Source organism: Actinoallomurus iriomotensis (assembly GCF_030269445.1).
Lineage (GTDB): Bacteria > Actinomycetota > Actinomycetes > Streptosporangiales > Streptosporangiaceae > Actinoallomurus > Actinoallomurus iriomotensis.
Genome location: NZ_BSTJ01000013.1, coordinates 330,457 through 353,981, shown reverse-complemented (window position 1 = coordinate 353,981; position 23,525 = coordinate 330,457). Strand labels below are relative to the sequence as shown.

Annotated in this window: 20 protein-coding genes; 10 read left to right on the top strand and 10 right to left on the bottom strand. The window is 72.1% G+C overall.

The window, feature by feature from the left end; genetic code table 11:
• The first annotated feature begins 23 nt into the window (after positions 1-23).
• From QSK37_RS42350 to QSK37_RS42340, 3 genes are all read left to right on the top strand, one after another.
• Positions 24-2,279: a hypothetical protein gene (locus QSK37_RS42350; protein ID WP_285632887.1), complete on the top strand. Its 2,256-nt coding sequence runs from the start codon at positions 24-26 to the stop codon at positions 2,277-2,279.
• Positions 2,280-2,348: 69 nt separating this feature from the next.
• On the top strand, positions 2,349-2,567 hold the full coding sequence (locus QSK37_RS42345) for an SMP-30/gluconolactonase/LRE family protein (RefSeq protein ID WP_285632885.1): 219 nt from the start codon (positions 2,349-2,351) through the stop codon (positions 2,565-2,567).
• A gap of 64 nt (positions 2,568-2,631) precedes the next feature.
• Positions 2,632-3,480 (top strand): helix-turn-helix transcriptional regulator, encoded by an 849-nt coding sequence (locus QSK37_RS42340; RefSeq protein WP_285632882.1) that lies wholly within the window; start codon positions 2,632-2,634, stop codon positions 3,478-3,480.
• Here the strand turns inward: QSK37_RS42340 and QSK37_RS42335 are convergent.
• Positions 3,443-4,900, bottom strand: coding sequence for an MFS transporter (locus QSK37_RS42335; RefSeq protein WP_285632880.1), 1,458 nt, complete (start codon positions 4,898-4,900; stop codon positions 3,443-3,445). The two genes, QSK37_RS42340 and QSK37_RS42335, sit on opposite strands and share 38 nt — an antisense overlap.
• 90 nt (positions 4,901-4,990) lie before the next feature.
• Between QSK37_RS42335 and QSK37_RS42330 the strand changes: the two genes are divergently transcribed.
• Positions 4,991-5,977: a phosphotransferase family protein gene (locus QSK37_RS42330; RefSeq protein WP_285632876.1), complete on the top strand. Its 987-nt coding sequence runs from the start codon at positions 4,991-4,993 to the stop codon at positions 5,975-5,977.
• 7 nt (positions 5,978-5,984) lie between these two features.
• On the opposite strand, the gene QSK37_RS42325 is transcribed toward QSK37_RS42330, so the two are convergent.
• Positions 5,985-6,911 (bottom strand): NADP-dependent oxidoreductase, encoded by a 927-nt coding sequence (locus QSK37_RS42325; RefSeq protein ID WP_285632874.1) that lies wholly within the window; start codon positions 6,909-6,911, stop codon positions 5,985-5,987.
• A gap of 149 nt (positions 6,912-7,060) precedes the next feature.
• Between QSK37_RS42325 and QSK37_RS42320 the strand changes: the two genes are divergently transcribed.
• Entirely contained in the window at positions 7,061-7,924 is an 864-nt protein-coding gene (locus tag QSK37_RS42320) for a helix-turn-helix transcriptional regulator (protein ID WP_285632872.1), read from the top strand.
• A gap of 12 nt (positions 7,925-7,936) precedes the next feature.
• Here QSK37_RS42320 and QSK37_RS42315 read toward each other — a convergent pair whose 3' ends face one another.
• The 5 genes from QSK37_RS42315 to QSK37_RS42295 form a co-directional block, all read right to left on the bottom strand.
• On the bottom strand, positions 7,937-8,701 hold the full coding sequence (locus tag QSK37_RS42315; RefSeq protein ID WP_285632870.1) for a GNAT family N-acetyltransferase: 765 nt from the start codon (positions 8,699-8,701) through the stop codon (positions 7,937-7,939).
• A gap of 155 nt (positions 8,702-8,856) precedes the next feature.
• Complete coding sequence (locus QSK37_RS42310; RefSeq protein ID WP_285632868.1) at positions 8,857-9,867, bottom strand: ABC transporter permease; 1,011 nt, start codon at positions 9,865-9,867, stop codon at positions 8,857-8,859.
• Positions 9,864-10,835, bottom strand: coding sequence for an ABC transporter permease (locus QSK37_RS42305; RefSeq protein WP_285632865.1), 972 nt, complete (start codon positions 10,833-10,835; stop codon positions 9,864-9,866). The genes QSK37_RS42310 and QSK37_RS42305 overlap by 4 nt, the downstream gene beginning before the upstream one ends.
• Complete coding sequence (locus QSK37_RS42300) at positions 10,832-12,373, bottom strand: sugar ABC transporter ATP-binding protein (RefSeq protein ID WP_285632862.1); 1,542 nt, start codon at positions 12,371-12,373, stop codon at positions 10,832-10,834. The genes QSK37_RS42305 and QSK37_RS42300 overlap by 4 nt, the downstream gene beginning before the upstream one ends.
• 3 nt (positions 12,374-12,376) lie before the next feature.
• A complete protein-coding gene (locus tag QSK37_RS42295; RefSeq protein WP_285632859.1) occupies positions 12,377-13,441 on the bottom strand; it encodes an ABC transporter substrate-binding protein in 1,065 nt (354 codons plus the stop codon).
• A 189-nt stretch (positions 13,442-13,630) separates the two neighbouring features.
• Between QSK37_RS42295 and QSK37_RS42290 the strand changes: the two genes are divergently transcribed.
• From QSK37_RS42290 to QSK37_RS42275, 4 genes are all read left to right on the top strand, one after another.
• Positions 13,631-16,141 (top strand): LamG-like jellyroll fold domain-containing protein, encoded by a 2,511-nt coding sequence (locus QSK37_RS42290; RefSeq protein ID WP_285632856.1) that lies wholly within the window; start codon positions 13,631-13,633, stop codon positions 16,139-16,141.
• 61 nt (positions 16,142-16,202) lie between these two features.
• Positions 16,203-18,650: a beta-L-arabinofuranosidase domain-containing protein gene (locus QSK37_RS42285; protein ID WP_285632853.1), complete on the top strand. Its 2,448-nt coding sequence runs from the start codon at positions 16,203-16,205 to the stop codon at positions 18,648-18,650.
• 59 nt (positions 18,651-18,709) lie between these two features.
• Positions 18,710-19,657 (top strand): quinone oxidoreductase family protein, encoded by a 948-nt coding sequence (locus QSK37_RS42280; protein WP_285632851.1) that lies wholly within the window; start codon positions 18,710-18,712, stop codon positions 19,655-19,657.
• A gap of 43 nt (positions 19,658-19,700) precedes the next feature.
• Positions 19,701-20,294, top strand: a complete 594-nt coding sequence (locus tag QSK37_RS42275) for a TetR/AcrR family transcriptional regulator (RefSeq protein WP_285632850.1) — start codon at positions 19,701-19,703, stop codon at positions 20,292-20,294.
• A gap of 17 nt (positions 20,295-20,311) precedes the next feature.
• Here QSK37_RS42275 and QSK37_RS42270 read toward each other — a convergent pair whose 3' ends face one another.
• Both QSK37_RS42270 and QSK37_RS42265 read right to left on the bottom strand, forming a co-directional pair.
• Positions 20,312-20,797 carry a carboxymuconolactone decarboxylase family protein gene (locus QSK37_RS42270; protein WP_285632848.1) on the bottom strand — a complete coding sequence of 162 codons (486 nt, stop codon included), beginning with the start codon at positions 20,795-20,797 and terminating at the stop codon, positions 20,312-20,314.
• Between the two features lie 48 nt (positions 20,798-20,845).
• Positions 20,846-21,328, bottom strand: coding sequence for a carboxymuconolactone decarboxylase family protein (locus QSK37_RS42265; protein WP_285632846.1), 483 nt, complete (start codon positions 21,326-21,328; stop codon positions 20,846-20,848).
• Between the two features lie 167 nt (positions 21,329-21,495).
• Between QSK37_RS42265 and QSK37_RS42260 the strand changes: the two genes are divergently transcribed.
• Positions 21,496-22,413: an RNA polymerase sigma-70 factor gene (locus QSK37_RS42260; RefSeq protein WP_285632844.1), complete on the top strand. Its 918-nt coding sequence runs from the start codon at positions 21,496-21,498 to the stop codon at positions 22,411-22,413.
• 12 nt (positions 22,414-22,425) lie between these two features.
• On the opposite strand, the gene QSK37_RS42255 is transcribed toward QSK37_RS42260, so the two are convergent.
• Complete coding sequence (locus QSK37_RS42255) at positions 22,426-23,439, bottom strand: NAD(P)-dependent alcohol dehydrogenase (RefSeq protein WP_285632841.1); 1,014 nt, start codon at positions 23,437-23,439, stop codon at positions 22,426-22,428.
• Between the last annotated feature and the right edge of the window lie 86 nt (positions 23,440-23,525).

Here is a 23,525-nt window from a genome sequence, read left to right as displayed (position 1 = left end):
GGAGCCGGTTACGCGCTTGGTGGTTGCTCGTCGTCGCGACGGCCGGTGGGGCCGCGGTCGCCGGGCTGACCCGATCGCTGCCGACCACGATCGGCGTGGCCGTGGTCGCGGCCGTCACGGCGGTCACCGGCGTGATGTCGCGAAGAGGGACCGAGGCGCTGGACGAGGGGCATCGCCGGGTCCTCGACGCGCGCGACAAGCTGCTGCGCGACCGACACGGCCGGCCGCCCCGGGTGAAGGACGTCACCGACCTGGTCGCCCTCGGCGTGCACCGGGCCGCCGCCACGCCCCACGGACCGGTCCTGCCCGCCTTCGTTCCCCGGGACCGGAGCGCGGAGGTGGAGGCGGCGCTGGGCACGCATCCCTTCGTGGTCATCGTCGGCGAGTCGACGGCGGGCAAGTCGCGGCTGGCTCTGGAGGCGGTACGGGCGCGGCTGCCCGAGCACCGGTTCCTCCTGCCCGACCCGGACGACCACACGTCGATCCTCGCGGCGCGGCGGGCGGCCGCCGGCCTCGGGCCGTGCGTCGTCTGGCTCGACGACCTCGAACGCTACCTCGGCGCCGGTGGGCTGACCTCGCACGTCCTGCGGCAGATCGGGGTGGACAATCCCGAGGCCGTCGTCGTCGCGACGATCCGTACGAAGGCACGGGAGCGGTACGCGGGGCCCGACGACGCGACCGGCCCCGAGGACCGGCGTCCCGATCGGGGCGTGTTCGACCTGGCCGAGGAGATCCGGATCGACCGCCGGTGGAGCCCCGCGGAGATCGAGCGGGCACGCTCGTCGGCCGACCCGCGGATCGTCGTGGCACTCGCGCAGGCGGACCGGTTCGGCATCGCGGAACACCTCGCCGCCGGTCCCCGGCTGCTGGCCCGGGCCACGAACGCCTGGGACCCCGAGGGCGGGCACACGCGTGGTGCGGCCCTGGTCGCGGCGGCGATCGACGCCCGGCGGGCGGGCTGGCACGGTCCGCTCCCCGAGGCGTTGCTCGAACGCCTGCACGAGCACCACCTCGCCGCACGCGGCGGAGCCCTCCTTCGCCCGGAGCCGTGGGAGGCGGCCCTGACCTGGGCGACCACCCCGGTGTTCGCGGTGAGCAGCCTGCTCGTCCCCGACGAGGCGGACCCCCGCTCCCACCGTGTGTTCGACTACCTGGTCGATGCCGCGGAGGCGGGAGCCGACCCCCTGCCGGACACCGTGTGGACGCTCCTGCTCGACGAGGCCGACGCGGCGACGAGCCTCGACATCGGCTGGGAGGCCGGCCTGCGCCAACGTGAGGACATCGCGTACCAGGCCTTCCGCACGGCGCTCGACGGCGGGGTCCTCGTCGCGGCCGTGGCGCTGGCCTACGTCGTGGCGCGCACCGGCGTCCGCCGGGAGACGCGGCAGGCCGCCGACCTCCTCCGTGCGACGATCGCCGCCGCTCCGGACGACGTCGATCCGGCCGAACTCCTGGAACTCAAGAGCGCCCTGTCGTGGTGGACCGGAGCCTCCGGCGACGCCGAGGAGGCCCTGGGCACGGCACGGGAGATCTGGCACGAGGCCCGCCGGGCCTACGGAGACGACCACGAGGCGAGCCTGGAGGCCGGCCTGAGCGTCGCCCGCTGGACCGGCCACACCGGCGACGGCGCGGAGGCGTTCGCGATCGCCTCCCGCATCCTCGACCAGGCCGTCCGGCGTCTCGGCCCCGCGCACACCACCACGCTGAACGGCCGGTTCGAGCAGGCCGTGTGGGCCGGCCACGACGGTGACGCCGATCGGCGCCTCCGGCTCTGGCGCGAACTGGACTCCGACGTCACCGGCCTGCTCGGCGAGTACGACCCTCTGACCAACGACGTCCGGTGGAACCTCGCCGGCGCGACCATCCGCAGCGGCGACGCCGATGCCGGCATCCGGCTGCTCGAGAGCGTGGTCGCCGGACGGAAGGTGATCTACGGGTCGGAGCATCCGCAGACCCTGGCCGGACGGCTGCAGCTCGCCGGCGAGACGGGCGTGGCCGGCCGCCCCGCCGAGGCCCTGGCCGAGGCCGAGCACCTCGTACGGGAGGGAACGTGGGTCCTCGGCGACGACCACGAGATCACCCTGTACGCCCGCTACCAGGTCGCGCTGTGGATCGCCCGGACCGGTGACCCCGGCCGGGCCGAGTCGCTCTTCGCCGGCCTGCTCACGGACATGATCCACCACCTGGGACCGGACCATCCCGCCACCGGCGACCTCCGCGAGCAGCTCAGGCGATCGCCGGACTTCACCGTCGACTACCCGCTGCCGGCCTCCTGGTGACGCCGGGCCGGCCGATGAGTTCTGATCACGGGAGGAGTCTCCTTCTCCGACAAGCCGTGGAACGACATCGTGGTCGACGCGCGCGGCAACGCCTACGCCCACAACATCGGCTACGGCAACCGGCTCACCGCCTTCGACATCGGTCCGGACGGTTCCCTGGGCGACCGGCGAGTGTGGGCGGAGGCCGGGGCCGACCATCCCGACGGGATCTGCGTCGACGCCGAGGGCGCCGTCTGGTACGCCGACGTGGGAAACCGCCGCTGTGTCAGAGGTGCGGGAGGGCGGTGAGGTTCTCGGCGTGGTGGAGCTGGATCGCGATCTGGCAGGCTTTCGTGTCATGTATCCCGGTTCTGTGCTTGGTGAGTTCCTTCGGTCGCGGCGGGCCCGGGTGCGGCCCGAGGACGTCGGGCTGAGCTCCGGGATCAGGCATCGCCGGGTGGCCGGGCTGCGCCGGGAGGAGCTGGCGCCGCTGGCCGGGGTCAGCGTCGGCTATTACACGCGCCTGGAGCAGGGACAGAGCCCGAACGTCTCCGATGAGGTCCTCGACGCCGTCGCCCGCGTGCTGCGGCTGGACGACGACGAGGTGGCGCATCTGCACCGCCTGGCCCGGGTCGCGCGGGCCAGGCGGAAGGCGCGTCCCGAACGGCTGCGGGCCGGCATCAGGCTGATGGTGGAATCGTTCACCGAGGTGCCCGCCATCGCGGTGGGCCGGCGGGGCGACATCCTCGCGTGGAACCGTCCGGCGCACGCCCTGCTGGCTCCGCACTGGGCCTTCGACGCTGAGGAGAAGCCGAACTTCGTCCGCCTCGACTTCCTCGAACTGGACTTCTCCCGCGGGCTGTACGCCGACTGGGAGCAGAAGGCCCGCGACGACATCGCCTACCTGGAGGGGTCGCTGAGCAGGTTTCCCGGGGATGAGGGGCTGACCGCTCTGGTCGAGGAGCTGCTGGCGCTCAGCCCGCAGTTCCACGCCCTGTGGACCGAGCACCCGGTGAGCAACTGCGCGTCCATCTCGCGTGACTACCGGCATCCCGGCGTCGGTGTCATGACCCTCACCGCCGAGCTCCTGCGGACGCCCGACGACGAGGGGCAGGCGGTGACCGTGTTCCAGGCCGAGACGGGTTCGCCGTCGCGGGAACGGCTGCGGCGGCTCACCGAGTCGGTCACGCGGCCGGGACTCGCTCGGCCGGCCGATCGGTAGAGCGCCCGACCCGGCCGGCGTTCGTCCGGCGGAGCAGGACACCGCCGGCGACGGCGCCGAGCGCCGCGACCGCACCGGCCGTCAGGAACGCGGCGTGCAGCCCGCCCAGGGTGGCCGACGCGGCCGGAGCGAGCGCCTCGGTACGGGCGGCGACGACGGCGGTGAGCCCGGCCACGCCGACGGCGCCGACGAAGGTGGGCATCTGGGCCAGGCTGCCGGCGACGCCCTGGTCGGCCTGGGCCAGACCGGAGGTGATCGTCGTGATGGCGGCCACCACGGTCAGGACGTGCCCGAACCCCATCGCGGCCGAGGTGGTCAGCAGGAGCACCAGGCCGCCCTCGGCGGGCAGGAACACCATCGCGGCGGTGCCCGCCGCTTGCACGGTCAGGCCGACCACGATGACCGTCACGGTGCCTCGAGCGCCGATCAGCCGGGCCGCGAGGGACCCCGCGAGCAGGGCCGCGACGCCCTCACCGAGGAAGCCGAACCCGGTCCGCAGCGGCGAGTAGCCCAAGACATCCTGCATGTGGATGCTGAGCAGCAGGGTCGCCCCGCCGCACATGCCGAAGGTGACCAGCGCCATGGTCATGCCCCATTTCACGGTCCCGCGGCGCAGGAGGCGCGGCGGAACGAGCGGGGCCGCCTGCCGTCCCTCGACGACCAGGAAGGCGCCGAGGAGGAGCACGGCGGCCGCCAGCGTCGCGAGGGTCGGCGCGCTCCCCCAGCCTGCCCGGTCGCCGGTGGAGATGCCGTACACCAGGGCGAACAGCCCACCGCTCGCCAGGAGGGCGCCGGGGACGTCCAGCCCGGCCCGGCTCCGTCCCGCCGACTCGCGGACCACCGTGATCGCGCCGAGCAGGACCAGCGAGCCGATGCCGGACAGGAGGAGCATGGTCCACCGCCAGTTCAGCCCGCTGGTGATCATCCCGCCGCCGATCGTGCCGATGACGAACCCCAGCGACAGCAAGGCGCCGTTGACGCCCAGCGCCCTGGTGCGCCGCGGCCCCTCGGGGAACGCGGCGGTCATCAGCGCGAGCGCGGTCGGGCCGATCATGGCCGCCGCGACACCCTGCCCGGCGCGCGCCGCCACGAGCAGGCCCGGGCTCGGCGCCAGCCCGGCCAGCAGCGAGAACACGGTGAAGGTCGCCACCCCGGCGATGAACAGCCGGCGCCTGCCGACCAGGTCCGACACTCGCCCGAACAGCGGCATCAGCGCGGCCGTCGGCAGCAGGCACGCGGTGGCCACCCACTGGAGCGCCGACGCGCCGGCGAAGCCCAGGTCCCGCCCGATCTCCGGCAGCGCCACCGTGATGATCGAGTAGTCCAGCCCGGTCATGAACGTCGCGCCGCACAGGGTGAGGAGCACGACCCGGCCGCGCGGCCCGAGCCGCGCGGAGCCGTGAGGAGTCTCTGTCGCCATGCCGGCCAGACTGCGGCCCGCCGGACCGGGCGACCAGCCCTCCGGTGGAGGTACACCTGTCAGGTGCAGGCTCCCGGTAGGTTCCCGGGGGTGCGTGGATTCGCGGAGGCCGGCGACCTGTCGGGAATGGTGTCGGACGCGTTGGGGGGAAGACCCCGGATCGTCGGGGTGGACCGCCTGCGCGGAGGAAGCAAGAAGGGCGTCTACCGGGTCCGGCTCGACGGGGGCGAAGCGGCGAGCGTGATCGTCTACCGCTGGTCGGACGAGGAGGACTTCTGGCCCGGCACCCGGGAGGACGACGCGACAGACCCGTTCGCGCCCGCCTCGGGCATCGCGCCGTTCCTGGCCGCGCGGCGCAGGCTGGACGAGGTCGGGGCCCGCGTTCCCCGCGTGCTGTGGGCCGATGACACCGGGCAGCGGTACGCGGCCGACGTCGCCGTCGTCGAGGACGTCCCGGGCGGCACGCTGGAGGCGCTCTTCGAGACCGGTCCCGCTCGCGCGGACGCCGCCTTGGCCGACCTGGCCCGGACTCTCGACCTGATGCACCGGCACCACGCTCCCCGCCACGGCAGAGTGGACCTGCTGGACCGGGGCGGCGTCGCCCTCGGGAGCTCCTGCGAGCAGCTGGTTCTCGACCGGGCCCGGCGCGACCTCGATGAGGCGGCCGGGCGCGACACCAGGATCGGGACCGTGCGCGACCGCCTCGACGAGCGCCTGCGGGAGCTGCGGGAGCCGGTGCTCCCCCGCGCCGAGTGCGGGCTGATCCACGGAGAACTCGGCCCCGACCACGTGCTGGTGAGCGCCGAAGGGCGGGCCGTCCTCATCGACATCGAGGGCCTGATGTACTTCGACGTCGAGTGGGAGCACGTGTTCCTCCGCATCCGCTTCGGCGAGCGCTACGCGGCCCTCTCCCGGCCCGGGCTCGATCAGCGGCGCCTCGACCTGTACCTGCTGGCCATGCGTCTTTCGCTGGTCGCCGGGCCGCTCCGCCTCCTCGACGGCGACTTCCCCGACCGGGCGCTCATGCGCGGGATCGCCGAGCACAACCTGCGGGAGGCGCTCGCCCTGCTTCCGTAAGCCGGGCTCACGGCCGAAGGACGATCTTGCCCCGAGTGTGGCCGCGCTCCAGTTCGCGGAAGGCGTCCCGTACCTCGTCCAGCGGGTACGTGGCGGCGATCGGGATCTCCAGCCGTCCGGCGCTGCTGATCAGCGTGGCCAGTTCGGCGATCACCTCGGCGTTCCCCGCGGCGGTGTTCCCCTCGGTCTTGACTCCGTGCTTCTCGGCGGCCTCGAAGTCGATGATGGTGTCGATCCGTTCCGGAGCCACTCCGAGGTCGAGGGCGAGCTCGACATAGCCGGCGCCGACGGTGTCGATGAAGGCGTCGACGCTCCGGTCGCCCGCGGCCGTTCTGATCCGGTCGAGGACGCCCTCGCCGTACGCGACCGGCAGCGCACCATGCGCGGCGAGCCACCGGTGGTTGGCCTCGCTCGCCAGGCCGATCACGTTCACCCCGGTGTCGCGGGCGAGCTGGACCGCGATCGAGCCCACTCCACCGGCGGCGCCGGAGATCACGACCGTGTCGCCCGGTCCCGCCGCGACGGCCCGCACCGCCGCGTACGCCGTGGTTCCCGCCACGTACAGCGATCCGGCCTGTTCCCACGAGACGTCCGCCGGCCGGTGGACGAGATCGGCGGTCGCCACGACGACGAACTCGGCGTGACTCGCGCGGTCGTCCGTGAACCCGATCACCTCGTCGCCGCTCGCGAACCCCTCGACGCCCGCGCCGGTCTCCACCACGACCCCGGCCAGGTCGCTGCCCTGGCCGGAGGGGAACGTCGCGGGCCAGCGGTCGTGGAGCGCGCCGGTACGGATCTTCGCCTCCCCCGGGTTGATGGCCGCCGCGACGACCCGTACGAGGACCTGGCCCGGACCGGGGACCGGCCGGTCGACCTCGACGACCCGCAGCACCTCGATGCCGCCGTACTGCTGGAACCTCACTGCCCTGGGCATCCCGCACTCCCTGACTCTCCGTGCCGGTTCTTCCGGCGTACGTCGACGATGCTGCCGGGGGGCCGGGGCGGGTACCAGCGGACGGTCTTCCCTAGGATCGGCGGTCCCCGGCTGCCCGTGCGGGGCGGCGCCTCCGCGACGATGGTGGCATGGACATGGACCGCGCTGAACTCTCCGATTTCCTGCGCCGTCGCAGGGAGCGGCTGCGTCCGGAGGAGGTGGGTCTGCCGGCCGGCGCACGGCGCCGTACGCCCGGACTGCGGCGTGAGGAGGTCTCCCAGCTCGCCGGGATGTCCGCCGACTACTACATGCGCCTCGAACAGGCCAGGAGTCCCCAGCCCTCGACCCAGATACTCGCCTCGCTGGCCCACGCGCTGCGCCTCACCGAGGACGAGCGCGACCACCTCTACCTGCTGGCGGGGCACCGGCCTCCGGCGGACCGGCTGGCGGGCGACCACGTACGGCCCGGTCTGCTGTACCTGCTCGACGAGCTCAAGGAGACCCCGGCGCACATCACCAATGACATCGGCGACCTGCTCGCGCACAACACCATGGCCGAAGCGCTCCTCGGCTGCATCTGCTCAGTCCGCGAACAGGACCGCAACTTCGTGTGGCGCTGGTTCACCGACCCGACGGTCCGCCGGATCTACTCCCCCGACGAACGCCGGCAGCACAGCCGCGCCTACGTCGCGGACCTGCGCGCCTCCATCACCCGCCGCGGCGGCGACGCCGCCTCCACCCGGCTGGTCGCCGGTCTCCAGGCGGCCAGTCCCGAGTTCGCCGACCTGTGGGAACTGCACGAGGTCGCGGTACGGCGCAGCAGCCGCATCCGCGTCGACCACCCCGCCGTCGGGCCGGTCGAGCTCGAATGCGAGACGCTCCTCAGCCCGGTCGAGGACCAGAAGCTCGTCATCTTCACCCCACCGCCGGGCACACCCGCCTCCGAGCGGCTGAACGTGCTCCGTGCCCTGAACCACGACGAGTACGCCCGCGCGGCCCCGGCCCACCGCTGACCACGGGCGAGCTCAGCCACGAAGGTTCTTGCTCATGCTGATGTCGTCGATGTAGTGGTCTCCGATCAGCACTTCGTCCCTGAAGCGGCCTTCGACGGTGTAGCCGTGGTGCTCGTACAGTCTCAGCGCGCCGGTGTTGCTGCCGAGGACCTGCAGGCTCAGCTTGCGCGCGCCCAGGGAGGCGGCTCTCTGCTCGGCGGATGCCAGGAGCGCGGACGCGACGCCGAGCCGGCGTGCGTCGGCGGACACCACCAGCCCCGTGACGGCCATGACGTGCGCGGTCTCCGGGAATCTGGTCTTGGGGTGGACGCCGATGGTGCCGACGATCTGGTCACCGAGTTCGGCCACCAGATGGGCCTGCGGCGTCCGGCGTTCGGTGAAGTAGGTGGTGCGTTCCGCCTGCTGGGCCGAGGGAAAGCCTGATCCGGGCGTCCAGGACGCCGTGTCGAGGGCCAGCAGGTCGGCGTCGTCGTCGAGGGCGGCCGGACGGACCAGGGGCTTCCAGGCGATCGTGAGGTGGTCACCGGTCCCCAGGCGCCGCAGATGACGCGTGACCGTCTCCTCGATGCTCGCCAGAGCGTCGGTGTCGCGCGCGGCGGCGACCAGGTCGAGGTGGTCCGGCCGGGACGCCAACCGGCAGGAGCCGCCGGGCAGCATGATCGTGCCGCGGTCATCGGGCGACCGGCCGGCGGACGGCCGGTGCCCCAGGTGGGTGATGAGTTGCGCGAGGTGACGGGCGGCGCGGTCGGTGGGCACGCGTGCGGCCGTGAACAGCATTCGGGTCCTTACGCTCGTACAGGTCATGGCCGGGCGGGGTGCGGTTCAGGGGGACGGAAGAGCGCGACCGCCAGGGTCGCGGGCGGCTCGGCCGGCCGTGCTGCAAGGTTTCTTGCCCATTTGTCAATCTCATGATCCTCTGCTCGGGTCGCGCGTCAGCGCAGGCGCTGGACCCTGCTCAGGTATGTCTGCACCACGACCACGGCGGCCAGGAAGGCGCCGCTGACCACCTGCTGGTACGACGAGGACAGGTCGCCGATCTGGTTGATGAGGTTCTGGATCACGCCCAGCAGCAGGACGCCGGCGACCGTGCCGCTCACCGAGCCCGCGCCGCCGGTCAGCAGGGTGCCGCCGATGACGACCGCGGCGATCACGTCCAGCTCCATGCCGGTGCCCAGGATCGTCACGCCGGACGACAGGCGGGCCGCGTTCAGGGCGCCCGCCAGGCCCGCGAGCAGGCCCGACATGACGTACACCGCCACCTTCGTCCGCGTCAGCGGGACGCCCATCAGCTCGGCCGCGTCCTCGCTGCCGCCGATCGCGTACACGCTCTGGCCGAACCTCGTCCGCTGGAGCAGCACCGCGCCGACGACGAACAGGGCCAGCGTCAGGTAGACCGGGTATCCGACACCGAAGAGGCTGCCCTGGCCGACCCGGGCGATCACCGCGCCGCGCGGGATCAGGTACGTCGTCGCGCCCTCGTTGGAGATCGACAGCAGCAGGCCGCGCGCGCCGAGCAGGCCCGCCAGCGTGACGATGAACGGGGCCAGCCGTACACGGGCGATCAGCAGGCCCTGCACGAGACCGAACGCCCCGCACACCGCGAGCGGCAGCAGCAGCGCGGCCAGCGATCCCCACCGCACCGCGTACGCCGCCAGCACGCCGCCGAGCGCGAACACCGAGCCGACCGACAGGTCGATGCCGCCCGTGATGATCACGAAGGTCATGCCCAGGGCGACCATCGCCAGGAACGAGGAGGTGATCGCGATGTTGCCGAGGTTGGCCCCGGTCGGGAAGCGGTCGAACGCGAAGGAGCCGATCGCCACCAGCAGGACCAGAACGGCGGCGGCGCCGTGCCGCTGGATCAGGCCGAAGGCGCGCTCGCGGCCGGTGGGCCCGGCGGCGGCCTCGGTGACGGCCGCGGTCGCGGTCATGGATTCGGTCATCGCCGGCCCGCCCCTCGCGCGGCGTACACGGCCGCAAGAATGATCACTGCCTGCACCATCTGCGCGATCGAGTCCGCGAGGTCGTGCTTGATGAGCGTCGCGCGGACGAGCTGGATCAGCAGGGCCCCGGCGACCGTGCCCAGCACGCGGACGCGGCCGCCGTTCAGCGGGGTGCCGCCGACCACGACCGCGGTGATCGCGGACAGTTCCATCAAGAGGCCCAGCGACGACGGGTCGCTGGCCTGCAACCGGGCCGTGGCGAGCGTGCCGGCCACGGCCGCGAGCAGCCCCGACACCACGTACACGAGCAGCAGGACGCGCCGTACGGGCAGGCCCGACAGCTCGCTCGCCGTACGGTTGCCGCCGATGGCCACCAGTCGCCGGCCGAACGTCGTACGGCGCACCACCGCCATCACCACGACGGTGAGGACGGCGGCGACCACGACCGGCAGGGGAATCCCGGCGAGGCTCGAGGAGCCCAGGTCCAGCAGCGTCTGGTCGTGGACGTCCTTGAGCTGCCCGCCCGCGACGACGAGCGCGATGCCCCGGCCGCCGACGAACAGCGCGAGCGTCGCGACGATCGGCTGCACGCCGACGAACGCGACGAGGGAGCCGTTGACCAGCCCGACCGCGACGCCGCCGAGCAGCCCGGCCACGACGGCGGGCACCACGCCGTACCCGAGGTAGAGCGGGATCAGGGCGGTCGTGAGCGCCATCACCGAGCCCACCGACAGGTCGACGCCCTCGGTGCCGATCACCAGCGCCATGCCGAACGAGACGATGACGACCGGCGCCACCTGGACGAGCTGGGTGCGCAGGTTCTCCAGCGTCAGGAACCGCGGGGTGATCGCGATGTTGACGAGGATCAGCGCGGCGATCGCGGCGTACACGCCGTAGTCCTGCAGCCAGGCGAGCAGGCGGGCGCGGTCGAAGCGCGAGGCGGGTACGGCGGCGGTCTCGGTGGTCAAGGCGTGCCTCCCCCGGCGTCGGCGATCGTCGTCATCACGCGTTCCTCGGTGAGGTCGCCGCCGGACAGCTCACCGACGACCGCGCCGTCCTTCAGCACCACGACGCGGTCCGAGCCCTCGACCAGTTCCTCCAGGTCGGCGGAGATCAGCAGGACGCCCAGGCCGTCTTCGGCGAGTTCGTCGATCAGCGCCTGGACCTCGGCCTTGGCCCCCACGTCGATGCCGCGCGTCGGCTCGTCCAGGAGCAGGATCTTCGGCTCGGTGGCGAGCCAGCGCGCGAGCAGGACCTTCTGCTGGTTGCCGCCGGACAGCTCGGCGACGCGCTGGTGCGGCCCGGCGGCCTTGATGCGCAGCCGCCGCATGAAGGTGTCGACGATGCGGTCGATGCGCGCCTCGGAGACGAGACCGGCGCGGGACAGCCGGGGCAGCGCCGCGAGCGCGATGTTCTCCCGTACCGACAGGGTGCCGATGACGCCCTCGGCCTTGCGGTCCTCGGGCAGCAGGGCCACGCCCGCGCGGATCGCCGCGGCGGCCGAGCCCCGGCGCAGCGGCGTGCCGGCGACGGTCACCCGCCCGCCGTCGAGCGGCAGCGCGCCGGCGATCGCCTTGGCGGTCTCGGTACGGCCCGCGCCGAGCAGGCCGCCCAGGCCGACCACCTCGCCGGGCCGGATCGCGACCGACACGTCGTCCAGGACGTGCCGGCGGGTGAGGCCGGACGCCTCGACGACGGGGGTCTCGCGCGCCGCGTCATGGCCGCCGGAGAACCGGGTGACCCCGCCCTGCCGCACGTCGGCGACCGGACGCCCGAGCATCAGCGAGACGAGCCGCAGCCGGTCCAGCTCGGCGAGCGGGCCCTGATGGACGACGCGGCCGTCACGCAGCACGGTGACACCGTCGCAGATCCGGTACAGCTCGTCCAGACGGTGGCTGACGTAGATCACCGAGACGGCCCGCTCGCGGAGCCGGCGGACGACGCCGAACAGCGTCTCCACCTCGCGGGGTTCCAGGGACGACGTCGGCTCGTCCATGACGACCACGCGGGCGTCGACGGAGACGGCGCGGGCCAGCGCGACCATCTGCTGCACGCCGACGCCCAGGGACCGCAGCGGGCGGCGGACGTCGACGTCGATGCCGTACGACGCCAGGATCTCGCCGGCCTCCCGGTGCATGCGCCCGACGTCCAGGGTGCCGAACCGGCGGCGCGGCTCGCGGCCCAGGAGCAGGTTGCGGGCCACGCTCAGCGCCGGGACCAGGCCGATCTCCTGGTGGACGGCCTGGATGCCGGCACGCTGGGCCTCCAGGGGGCCGGCGAACTCGGCGGGCCGCCCCGCGAGGCGCATCGTGCCCTCGTCGGGGCGGTACACGCCCGTGATCACTTTGATCAGTGTGGACTTGCCCGCGCCGTTCTCGCCGACGAGCGCGTGCACCTCTCCGGGGGCCAGCTCCAGCGAGACCCGGTCGAGGGCGAGGACTCCGGTGAAGCGTTTGACGACGCCGCTCACCTCGAGCAGCGGACCCTCCTCATCCGGCACGGACATCCCCTAGTACGCCGACGAGACGGACTGCTTCGCGTTGGAGGCGTCGTACTCGCGGTCGGAGATGATCACCTTCTGCGGGATGGCCTCGCCGTTCAGGAAATTGGTCAGGGTCTGGAAGGCGAGCGGCCCGAACCTCGGGTTGGACTCGATGACCGCGGAGATCCAGCCGCCGGGGATCTGCGACACGGCGTTGCGCGTGCCGTCCACCGACACGATCTTGATCTGGCCGGCCTTCTTGCCGGCGCCCTTGAGCGCGGTCACCGCGCCGAGGGCCATCTCGTCGTTCTCGGCGTACAGGCCGCCCACGTCCGGGTTGCTCTGGATGAGCTGCTCGGTGACCTGCTGGCCCTTCTCGCGGGCGAAGTCGCCGGTCTGCTGGAAGGTGATCTGGATGCCGGGGGCCTTCTGCTTCAGCTCGTCCTTGAAGCCGTTGGTGCGGTCGGTCGTGACGTTGTTGCCCGACGCGCCGAGCAGGATCGCGACCTTGCCCTTGCCGCCGAGCGCCTTGATCATCTGGTCGGCGGCGCGCTTGCCCTGCGTGTAGAAGTCCGACCCGATGAAGGTCACGTAGTCCTTGCAGGCGGTGGCGTTGATCTGCCGGTCCACGGTGATGATCGGGATGTGCTTGGCGGCGGCCTGCTGGAGCACCGGCTCCCAGCCGTCGGAGTTGAGCGGGGCGATGACCAGCGCCTGCGCGCCCTGGGCGATGAGCTGCTGCACGTCGCTGATCTGCTTGTTGAACTGCGACTGGCCGTTCGTCGTCTTGAGGTTCGCGATGCCGAGCTTCTTGGCCTCGGACTTGATCGAGGCGGTCTCGGCGATGCGGAACGGGTTGGCCTCCTTCTCGGACTGGGAGAACCCCACCACCCCGCTCTTGAGGTCGAACTTGTGAGCGCCGAACTTGTCGATCGTGCACGTCGGCACGTTGCCGGCCGGGGTCTGGGCCACCTGCTGCTGGCCAGCGGTGTCCTGGGCGCCGGCCTGCTTGTCGTCCTCGGACTTGGCGCAGCCGGCCGCGGCGAGCGTGAGGAGGGCGACGAACGCTGCCGCGCGTACGCGATGGGTCATGGGGCTGTCCTTCCAGAGTGAGGACGAGATGCCGGTATTGAGCCATCGCCGATCGTCTTCTGTCAATACCGATCGCAACCTGACCAGGAACCGATCCGAATATTGCATTTGTGATCGGAGCCGTTCATGCTGCATCTGGCCCCGCGTGCCACTCGCCGGCGCTCATCACCGGCAGATTGGAGCCTCCTCTTGTACGCGCGCAGATCCACCCGGCGGACCCGTCCCCGGGGTCCGGCCTCCGTCATCGTCCTCGCTCTCGCGCTGGTCACCGCCCTCGTCGCCCCCGCGGTACCGGCCGGGGCCGCGGCGGACACGCCGAAGGCACAGACCCAGCTCACCACGCCCTGGACCCACGAGGTCTCGCCGACCAACGCGCTGCCGGACTACCCCCGCCCGCAGCTGACCCGCGCCCGCTGGCAGAACCTCAACGGCAGCTGGCAGTTCGCCGAGGCCTCCGCCGCCGGCCAGGCGCCGCCCGCCGGCCAGACCCTCCCGGACAAGATCCTCGTGCCGTACCCGGTCGAGTCGATGCTGTCGGGGATCCAGCGGCACGTCGACCACATGTGGTACCGCCGGACGTTCACGGTGCCGCCCTCCTGGCACGGCGACCGGCTGCTGCTGCACTTCCAGGCGGTGGACTACCAGGCGGCCGTCTACGTCAACGGCGTGAAGGTCGCCACGCACACCGGCGGTTACGACGCCTTCACCGCCGACGTCACCGGTGCGCTGCGGGGCACCGGCCCGCAGGAGCTCCTCGTCGGCGTCGACGACACCACCGACATCGACGGCCAGCCGGTCGGCAAGCAGCGCCAGGCCGGCGACGGCATCTTCTACACGCCCTCCTCGGGCATCTGGCAGACCGTGTGGATGGAGCCGGTCGCCGCCGCGCACGTCGACCGGGTCGACTCGACGCCCGACCTGGCGGCGAAGGCGCTGCGGGTGACCGTCCAGGCCGCCGGGATCACCACGCAGACCGTCGAGGTCACCGCGTACGCCGGCAAGAAGAAGGTCGGCCGGGTCACCGGTCGGGCCGGGACCGAGCTGAGGCTGCCGGTCCCCCACCCGCGTCTGTGGACCCCCGACGACCCGTACCTGTACACGCTGAAGGTACGGATCCTGGCCGGGCATCGCGCCGTCGACGAGGCGGGCTCCTACTTCGGCATGCGCTCGATCGGGCTCGGCAAGGGCCCGGACGGCAAGGTCCGCATGCTGCTCAACGGCAAGTTCGTCATGCAGGTCGGCACCCTGGACCAGGGCTTCTGGCCGGACGGCATCTACACCGCGCCGACCGACGCCGCGCTGCGCTTCGACCTGGAGGCGCACAAGAAGCTCGGCTTCAACATGGTCCGCAAGCACGTCAAGGTCGAACCCGACCGCTGGTACTACTGGGCGGACCGCCTCGGCCTGCTCGTCTGGCAGGACATGCCCTCGACGTTCGCCTCGCACACGCCGCCGGACACGGTGAAGGCGCAGTTCGAGAGCCAGCTGCACGCGGTCGTCGACCAGCACCGCAGCCACCCGTCGATCGTCACCTGGGTGCCGTTCAACGAGGGCTGGGGCGAGTACGAGCCCGGCCGCGTCGTGAGTGAGATCAAGTCCTGGGACCCCAGCCGCCTCGTGAACGCGGACAGCGGCGTCAACTGCTGCGACTCCCTGCCCGACAACGGCGAGGGCGACATCTACGACAACCACACCTACGTCGGGCCGGGCACCCCCGTCCAGCAGGGCGTCCGCGCGGCCGTGGACGGCGAGTACGGCGGGCTCGGGCTGAAGGTCGACGGCCACATGTTCGACCCGGTGAACGGCTTCGCGTACGAGATGGAGCCGGACCAGGCCACGCTCACCCGCCGCTACACCGAGCTGCAGGGCCAGTTGCTGAAGGTCGAGCAGCGGTGCGGGGTGTCCGCGTCGGTCTACACGCAGATCACCGACGTCGAGGACGAGCTGAACGGCATCTACACCTACGATCGCCGGGTGCTCAAGCCCGGCGCCGACCAGGTACGGGCCGCGAACCTCGCGCTGATCAAGGCGTCCGGCTCGGTCGGCGCCGGCGACGGCACGACCTACCCGCCCGGCAAGCCCGGACTCGACGGGGTGAGCTTCTACCCGTTCGACGAGGGCACCGGCACGGTCGCCAAGGACGCCGCGGGGACGCACGACGCCTCCCTGGTGAACGGGCCCGCGTGGACGACCGGGCACTCGGGGTCGGCGCTGCAGTTCAACGGCTCGAACCAGTACGCCGACACGGGCGCGGCGCTCCTGGACACCACCGGGAACTACAGCGTCTCGGCCTGGGTGAAGCTGGACCGGCTCGGCTCCTTCGCCACGGCGGTGAGCCAGGACGGCGACACCAACAGCGCCTTCTACCTGCAGTACTCCGGGCAGGACGACCGGTTCGCGTTCAGCTTCGCCGGCGTCCGCGCCCTCGCGCCGTCCGCGCCGCAGACCGGGCAGTGGTACCACCTGGTCGGCGTCCGCGACGCGGCGAGCGGCGCACTCACCCTCTATGTCAACGGCCAGAAGGCCGGCACCGCGGCGGCCTGCCTCGGTGACGCCTCCACGGGCCACACCGTGATCGGCCGCGGCCGGTACGGCGGCAACCCGGTCGACTTCTGGCCGGGCGCCATCGACCAGGTGCACGTGTTCGACCGTGCCCTGTCGGCCGATGAGGTCGGACAGCTCTACCAGTCCGGCAAGTGAGCCACGGGAGGGGCCGCGCCCGCGCGGTCCCTCCCGTCCCCGCGATGCGACGGGAGTCGACGTGGAACGACGAACCTTCCTGCGGCGCGGCCTCGCGGCCGGTGGCGGCGCCCTCATCGGACCGGCCGTGAGCCGTCCCGCCGCCGCGGAGCGCCGTGACACCGTACGCGTGGTGCGCACGGTGGAGGCGGCCTCGGCCGGCGGGCACTACACGCCGAACCGGGAGCCGCTGCGCCCCGAGCCGTTCCTGCGGCTGCCGCCCGGCAGCGTACGGCCGGGCGGCTGGCTGCGACGCCAGCTCGACCTCCAGGTCGAGGGCCTGAACGGCCGCATGCCCGAGGTGTCGGACTATCTGGTGTACGAGACGAACGGCTGGGTGGACCCGTCCAAGGACGGCTGGGAGGAGCTGCCGTACTGGCTGCGCGGCTTCTCCGACCTCGCCCTGGTCACCGGCGACCGGCGCGTGCGCGACGAGGCCCGGCGCTGGATCGACGGCATCCTCGCCGCGCAGCGGCCGGACGGTTTCTTCGGCCCCGCCTCGCTGCGCACGTCGCTGGAGGGCGGCCCGGACTTCTGGCCGCACATGCCGGTGCTGGACGCGCTGCGCTCCTACGCCGACGCGACCGGCGACGACCGGATCGTTCCCTTCCTGACCCGGTACTTCGCGTTCCAGCACGCCCAGCCGGCCGCGGTGTTCGGGCGCGGCTGGGGCGCGTACCGGTGGGGCGACACGATCGACAGCGTCTACTGGACCTACAACCGCACCGGCGAGGCGTGGCTGCTCGACCTCGTCCGCACGATCCACGCCGGGTCGGCCGACTACGTGAGCGGCATTCCGACCTGGCACAACGTCAACCTCGCGCAGGGGTTCCGCGAGCCGCTGCAGTACGGCGTGCTGGCCGGCGACCCGGCGTTGCGCGCGGCCACGTACCGCGACTACGACACGGTGATGAACACCTACGGGCGGTTCCCCGGCGGCGGGTTCGCGGGTGACGAGAACTCCCGCCCGTACTTCACCGATCCCCGGCAGGGCTTTGAGACGTGCGGGTTCGTGGAGTTCATGCACAGCTTCGAACTGCTGACGCGGATCACCGGCGACCCGGTGTGGGCCGACCGCTGCGAGGAGATCGCGGTCAACTCGCTGCCCGCGGCCTTCGACCCCGCCCAGAAGGGGACGCACTACATCACCAGCGCCAACTCCATCGATCTGAACGACGTCGCCAAGACCCACGGCCAGTTCGACAACGACTTCGCCATGCAGGCGTACAAACCCGGCGTCCACCAGTACCGCTGCTGCCCGCACAACTACGGCATGGGCTGGCCCTACTACGCCGAGGAGCTGTGGCTCGCGACCTACGACGCGGGCCTGGCCGCCTCGATGTACGCGGCGTCGGAGGTGACGGCGAAGGTCGGCGCCGACGGCACGGCCGTGACCGTCACCGAGGAGACGGCCTACCCGTTCGAGGAGACCGTCACGCTGCGCCTGTCCACGCCGCGGCCGGTGGAGTTCCCCCTCTACCTGCGGATCCCGGGCTGGTGCGACCGCCCGGCCCTGCGCGTGAACGGCGAGGCGATGCCGCTGAAGGCGACGCCGCCCTGCTACGCCGTCGTCTCGCGGCTCTGGCGGTCCGGCGACCGCGTCGAGCTGCGCCTGCCGATGCGCGCCGTCACCCGTACCTGGAACCGCGGGGCGGCCTCGGTCTCGTACGGGCCGCTGACGTTCTCCCTGGCGATCGAGGAGCGGTGGCGGCGGTCCGGCGGCACCTCGTCGTGGCCCGAGTACGAGGTCGGCGCCGGATCGCCGTGGAACTACGGCCTGGACGGCTCGTCGTTCGACGTGCGGCGCCGCGCCGCGACCGGGAACCCCTTCACGCGCCGCGGCGTACCGATCGAGCTGCGCGCCAAGGGGCGCCGCATCCCGCAGTGGCGGGCCGACGACGAGAACGTCGTGCGCCCGCTGCAGGACGGCCCGGCGCGGTCGGACGAGCCGCTGGAGACGATCACCCTGGTGCCGATGGGCGCGGCGCGGCTGCGGATCACGACGTTCCCGGTGATCGGCCACGGGCCGGACGCCCGCACGTGGGTGGTGCCGCCGGTCGCCACGGCCTCGCACGTGTGGTCCGGCGACACGACCGAGGCGCTGTACGACGGCGTCTCGCCGTCGAGTTCCGGCGACCAGTCGATCCCGCGGTTCACCTGGTGGGACCACACCGGGAGCCTGGAGTGGGTCCAGTACGACTACGACGAGCCGGTCCCGGCCTCGGCCACCGAGGTGTACTGGTTCGACGACACCGGGCAGGGCCAGTGCCGGGTGCCGGTGTCCTGGCGCCTGCTGTACCGCGACGGCGACACGTGGCGGCCCGTCGAGGGCGCCTCGGCGTACGGAACCGCGCGCGACACCTACAACCGGACGACCTTCACCCCCGTGCGTTCGACCGGGTTCCGGATCGAGGCACGGCTCGGCTCCGGGGTGTCCGGCGGAATCCTGGAGTGGCGCATGACCTCCTGACCGTCGGCCGGTGATATCGTTTCGATCCGAATCGGAACGATATAGGGGAAGAGGCCGGCATGCTGGCAGCGATCGTCAGGACACCCGGGGAACTGGCCGTGGTGGATGCCCCGGTACCGGTCCCGGCGGCTCATCAGGTACTCATCGAGGTCGAGGCCGCCGGGGCCGGTTACGTGGACGTCATGGCCCTGCGGGGTGAGTACCCCACTCCCCTCGGCACGGGAGCGACACCGGGCGTGGAGGTCGTCGGCCGCGTCACGGCGGTCGGGCCGGACACGCCTGCGGAGCTGGTCGGAGATCGGGTCCTGGCCGTGCTGACGGCCTTCGGGGGGTTCGCCGAGAAGGCCGTCGCCGACGTGGAGGGGATCGTCCCGGCCCCGGACGATGTCGGCGCGCCCGACCTGGTCGCGACGGGAGTGAACGCGCTGGTCGCCGAGATCGCGCTGCGCCGCGCGGGGGTGACCGAGGGAGAGCGCGTGCTCGTCCTCGGCGCCGGTGGCGGGATCGGCGTGCTCGCCACCCAGATCGCCCGCGCCCACGGCGCCGAGGTGACCGCCGTCACCTCGTCCGCGGCCCGCGGCGAGCGCCTGCGCACGCTGGGCGCGACGCGGGTCGTCGACCGGACCCGCTCCGCCCTTCCCGACGACGACACCTACGACGTCATCGTGGACACGGTCGCCGGACCGGCGCTCGGGAGGCATCTGCGGCTGCTCCGGCCCAACGGGCGTCATGTCCTGTGCGGTGCCGCCGCGGGCGTTCCCGATCCGGCGGCCTTCGCGTCGCCGCTGCACGATTTCCACAAGTCACCGACGGTGCTCTTCTTCAGCCTGAACTCGGTCGCTCCCCGGGACCGCCGGCATTCCTGGACGAGGGTCCTGGCGCTGATGGCCGAAGGCCGGCTCTCACCCGTGATCGACCGGTGTCTCCCGCTCGCCGAGGCCGACGCCGCGCTGCGGCGGGTCGCGGACGGAACCGCCTTCGGCAAAGTCGTGCTGGTTCCTCGATAGGCTGTCCGCGCCCCATCAGGAGGATTCAGTCGGGGAGAAGACCATGGCACGCCCGCGGGACGAACGCATCGACCACGCCGTGCTGGCCGCCACGAGCGCGCTCCTGCGGGAGGTGGGCTACTCGGCCCTCACCATGGAGGCCATCGCCCAGCGGGCGGGCACCACGAAGCCGGCCATCCGCCGCCGGTGGAAGAGCCAACGGCACCTGGTCGTCGAGGCCATGGCCGACGACCGGATCGGCGTCGTCGAGGTCGACACCGGCTGCACCCACTGCGACATCGTCGGACACCTCGAAGCGCTCCAGGCCGCCATGGCCGACCCGGCCCTGGGCCACGTGCTTCCGGCGCTCGTGGCCGACCTCGCGGACGACCCGGAGCTGCGCGGAGCCTTCCTCGACGCCGTGTGGAGACCGCGGCGGGAAGCGTGCATCGCCTCGCTGTCGAAGGGAAGAGAGCGCGGCGATCTGCGTCCCGGTCTCGATGTCGACCTCGTCATGGACCTGTTCGCGGCACCGATCGTCTTTCGGGCACTCTTCGGACATCGAGGTCTTGAGGCACGGTTTCCTGAAGACGTGGCGCGCACCGTACTGTCCGGCGTGGGGACCGGCGAGACCTGCCGCCGCCGGAAGAGCGGCTGACAGGTCCCGCCGGCCGGTCAGTTGGCCAGGTCGGCGAACTTTCCGGGCTCGTAGGAGCCGCCGGGGTTGCGGACGATCACGTTGAGCCGGTTGTTGGCGTTGATCATGGCGATCAGCGAGACCAGCGCGGCGATCTGGTCGTCGTCGTAGTGCTCGCGCACCCTGGCCCAGGTCTCGTCCGACACGCCGGGGTGGGCGTCGGCGATCCGGGTGCCCTCCTCGGTGAGCGCCAGCGCCGCGCGCTCGGCCTCGGTGAACACCGTGGACTCGCGCCAGGCGGCGACGAGGTTGAGGCGGACCGCGGTCTCGCCGACAGCCGTGGCGTCCTTGGTGTGGTAGTCGACGCAGAAACCGCAGCCGTTGATCTGGCTGGCGCGCAGCATCACCAGGTTCTGGGTGGCCTCGGGCAGCGGCGACTGGACGATGGCCAGGGCGACGTTGTAGATCCGCTTGGCGATCTTCGCGCCGAGCGGGTTGGCCATCAGGTCGAAACGGGATTCCATGACGTGCTCCTCAGCATCGGATGAACGGGGAGGTCGGTTGTTGATGAGTCATCCGAGGTGGCCGGGCTGGTAGTCGCCACCGCGCTGCCGGACGACGACGCTCATGCGATTGGTGGCGTTGATGAGGGCGATGAGCATCACCAGATCGGACAGCTGGTCCTCGTCGTAATGCGCGGCGGCGTTCGCCCAGGTCTCGTCGGTGACGCCACCGGCCGCATCGGCGATGCGGGTGCCCTGCTCGGTCAGCTCCAGGGCGGCGCGCTCGGCGTCGGTGAACACCGCGGACTCACGCCACGCCGCGACCAGGTTGACGCGGGTGGCGGTCTCCCCGGCATGCGCGGCGTTCTTGCTCCACACGTCGGTGGCGTAACCGTCGCCGTTGATCTGGCTCGCGCGCAGCAGCACGAGCTTCTGGGTCGCGGCGGGCAACGTCGACTCCGCCAGGATCGTCTTGCTCGCCAGGCCGAAGTGCCCGGCGGCCTTGGCGGCGATCGCGGTCGGACTGCCGAAGAGGTTGAGACGAGCCGTCATCGTGTGCTCCTTGTTGTCGTAGCCGGTCGAACAGGAGATGCCGGCGACCCGGGCCCTGTGACACCGCACTCGCGTGACGCACGCCACAGACGTGGCTGTCACAGAACGAGGGGCGGCGGCATCTGATGCGTGTGGCAACGTGGAGAAACGACAGGCAGGAGCCGGATATGAGCGAGCACGCAGCGGACGACACCGACCCGCTTGCGCACGGGGACCGCGTGGACACCGCCACTGAGGCGTTCGTCGCTCACCGCAACCTGCTGTTCACCGTCGCCTACGAGATGCTCGGTTCGGCCGCGGACGCCGAGGACGCTCTGCAGGAGACGTGGTTGCGGTGGGCGAGCGTCGATTTGGACGGAGTGCGCGATCAGCGGGCCTACCTGGTGCGGATCGTCACCCGGCAGGCGCTGATGCGGCTGCGTACGCTCCGCCGTCGCAAGGAGTCCTATGTCGGACCCTGGTTGCCCGAGCCGCTGCTGACCGCGCCCGACGTGGCCGATGACGTCGAGTTGGCCGACAGCGTGTCGATGGCGATGCTGCTGGTGCTGGAGACGCTCGCGCCGGTCGAACGGGCGGTGTTCGTGCTGCGCGAGGTGTTCGACCTGGACTACGACGAGATCGCCGAAGCCGTCGGCAAGCGCCCGGCCGCCGTTCGCCAGATCGCCCACCGGGCACGGGCGCACGTCGCCGCGCGCCGCCCGCGTGACGCCGTCTCACCGGCCGAGACCGAAGCCGCGCTCCAGGCGTTCCAGCGGTCGGTCGAAACCGGCGACCTGCGGAACCTGCTGGACATCCTCGCGCCGGACGTCGTCTTGCTGACCGACGGCGGCGGCGTCGTGCGGGCCGCGCTGGATCCCGTCGTGGGCGCCGAGCGCGTGGCCGCCGTACTGGGCAGGATCGCCGCCGCGGCGTCGCTGCGGCCGGCCCGGGTCAACGGCCACCCCGCGTTGACGATCCGCCTGGACGGCGAGATCGACACCGTCCTGGCGGTACGCGTCGACGACGGCCTCATCACGGGCCTGTACGCCGTGCGCAACCCCGAGAAGCTCTCACGTGTGGAGCGGGAGACCACTCTGCGCCGCTGACCCGGCGGCCGGTCAGAACTCCAGTACGGCGCGGTAGCGGGCGCGTCCGTGCCGTACGTGGTCGAGCGCCTCTTCCATGCGCGCGACGGGGAAGGTCTCCACGGCCGGCCGGATGCCGTGCCGGGCCACGAAGTCGAGCATGAGCCGGATCTGCGCCGGCGGGCCCGTGACGCCGCCGGCGACGGACCGCTCGCCGGTCAGTAGGCGCCGCGGGTCGACCGTCAGCGACTCGCCGGACATCCCGACGACGCAGAGCGTCCCGTGCGGGCGCAGCGTCTCCAGGTAGGCGTCCCACGGCAGGTCCGCCGAGACGGTCGACAGGACGAAGTCGAACGCGTTCGCGACCCGCCGCAGCCCCTCCCCCTCCCCCGGCACGACGAAGTCGTGCGCGCCGAACCGCCGGGCGTCGCTCTCCTTGCCCGGTGAGGAGGACACGGCGGTGACGTGGCAGCCCCACTTGGCGAGGAACTGGATCGCCAGGTGGCCGAGGCCGCCGACGCCCACGACGGCGACGTGGTCGGTCGGCCGGACGCCGTGCCGCAGCAGCGGCGTGAACACCGTCGTCCCGGCGCACAGCAGCGGCCCCGCCTGCGCGGAGGGGATGACGTCGGGAATGGGGTGCGCGTATCGCCAGTCGCTCGCGCGGACGTGGCTGGCGAACCCGCCGCCGGTGCCGCGGACCGCCGTGTTGTCCTTGTGCGGGCACAGGTGCTGCCGGCCGTCGAGGCACCACTCACACGCGAAGCACGCGCCCGCCGTCGCCCCGACCCCCACCCGCTGCCCGACGGACAGGCGCGTACGGTCCACCGCGTCGCCGAGCGCCGTGACCACGCCGATCGCCTCGTGCCCCGCGACCACCGGGAACGCCGAGACGCCCCACTCATCGTCGATCATGCCGACGTCGGTGTGACAGACACCGCAGTGCGTCACCGCGACCTCGACCTCCAGCGGCCCCAGCGGCGCCGGTTCGTACTCGAGCACCTGAACGGGCCCGCCCGGCCGCTCGACCGCGTACGCCTGTGTCATCACTGTCGCCCTCTCCCATGAAGCAACTAAACAGATAGTTGGAAGACTACCCGCACGGACCGCGAAGTGAATAACCGGTTGGTAAG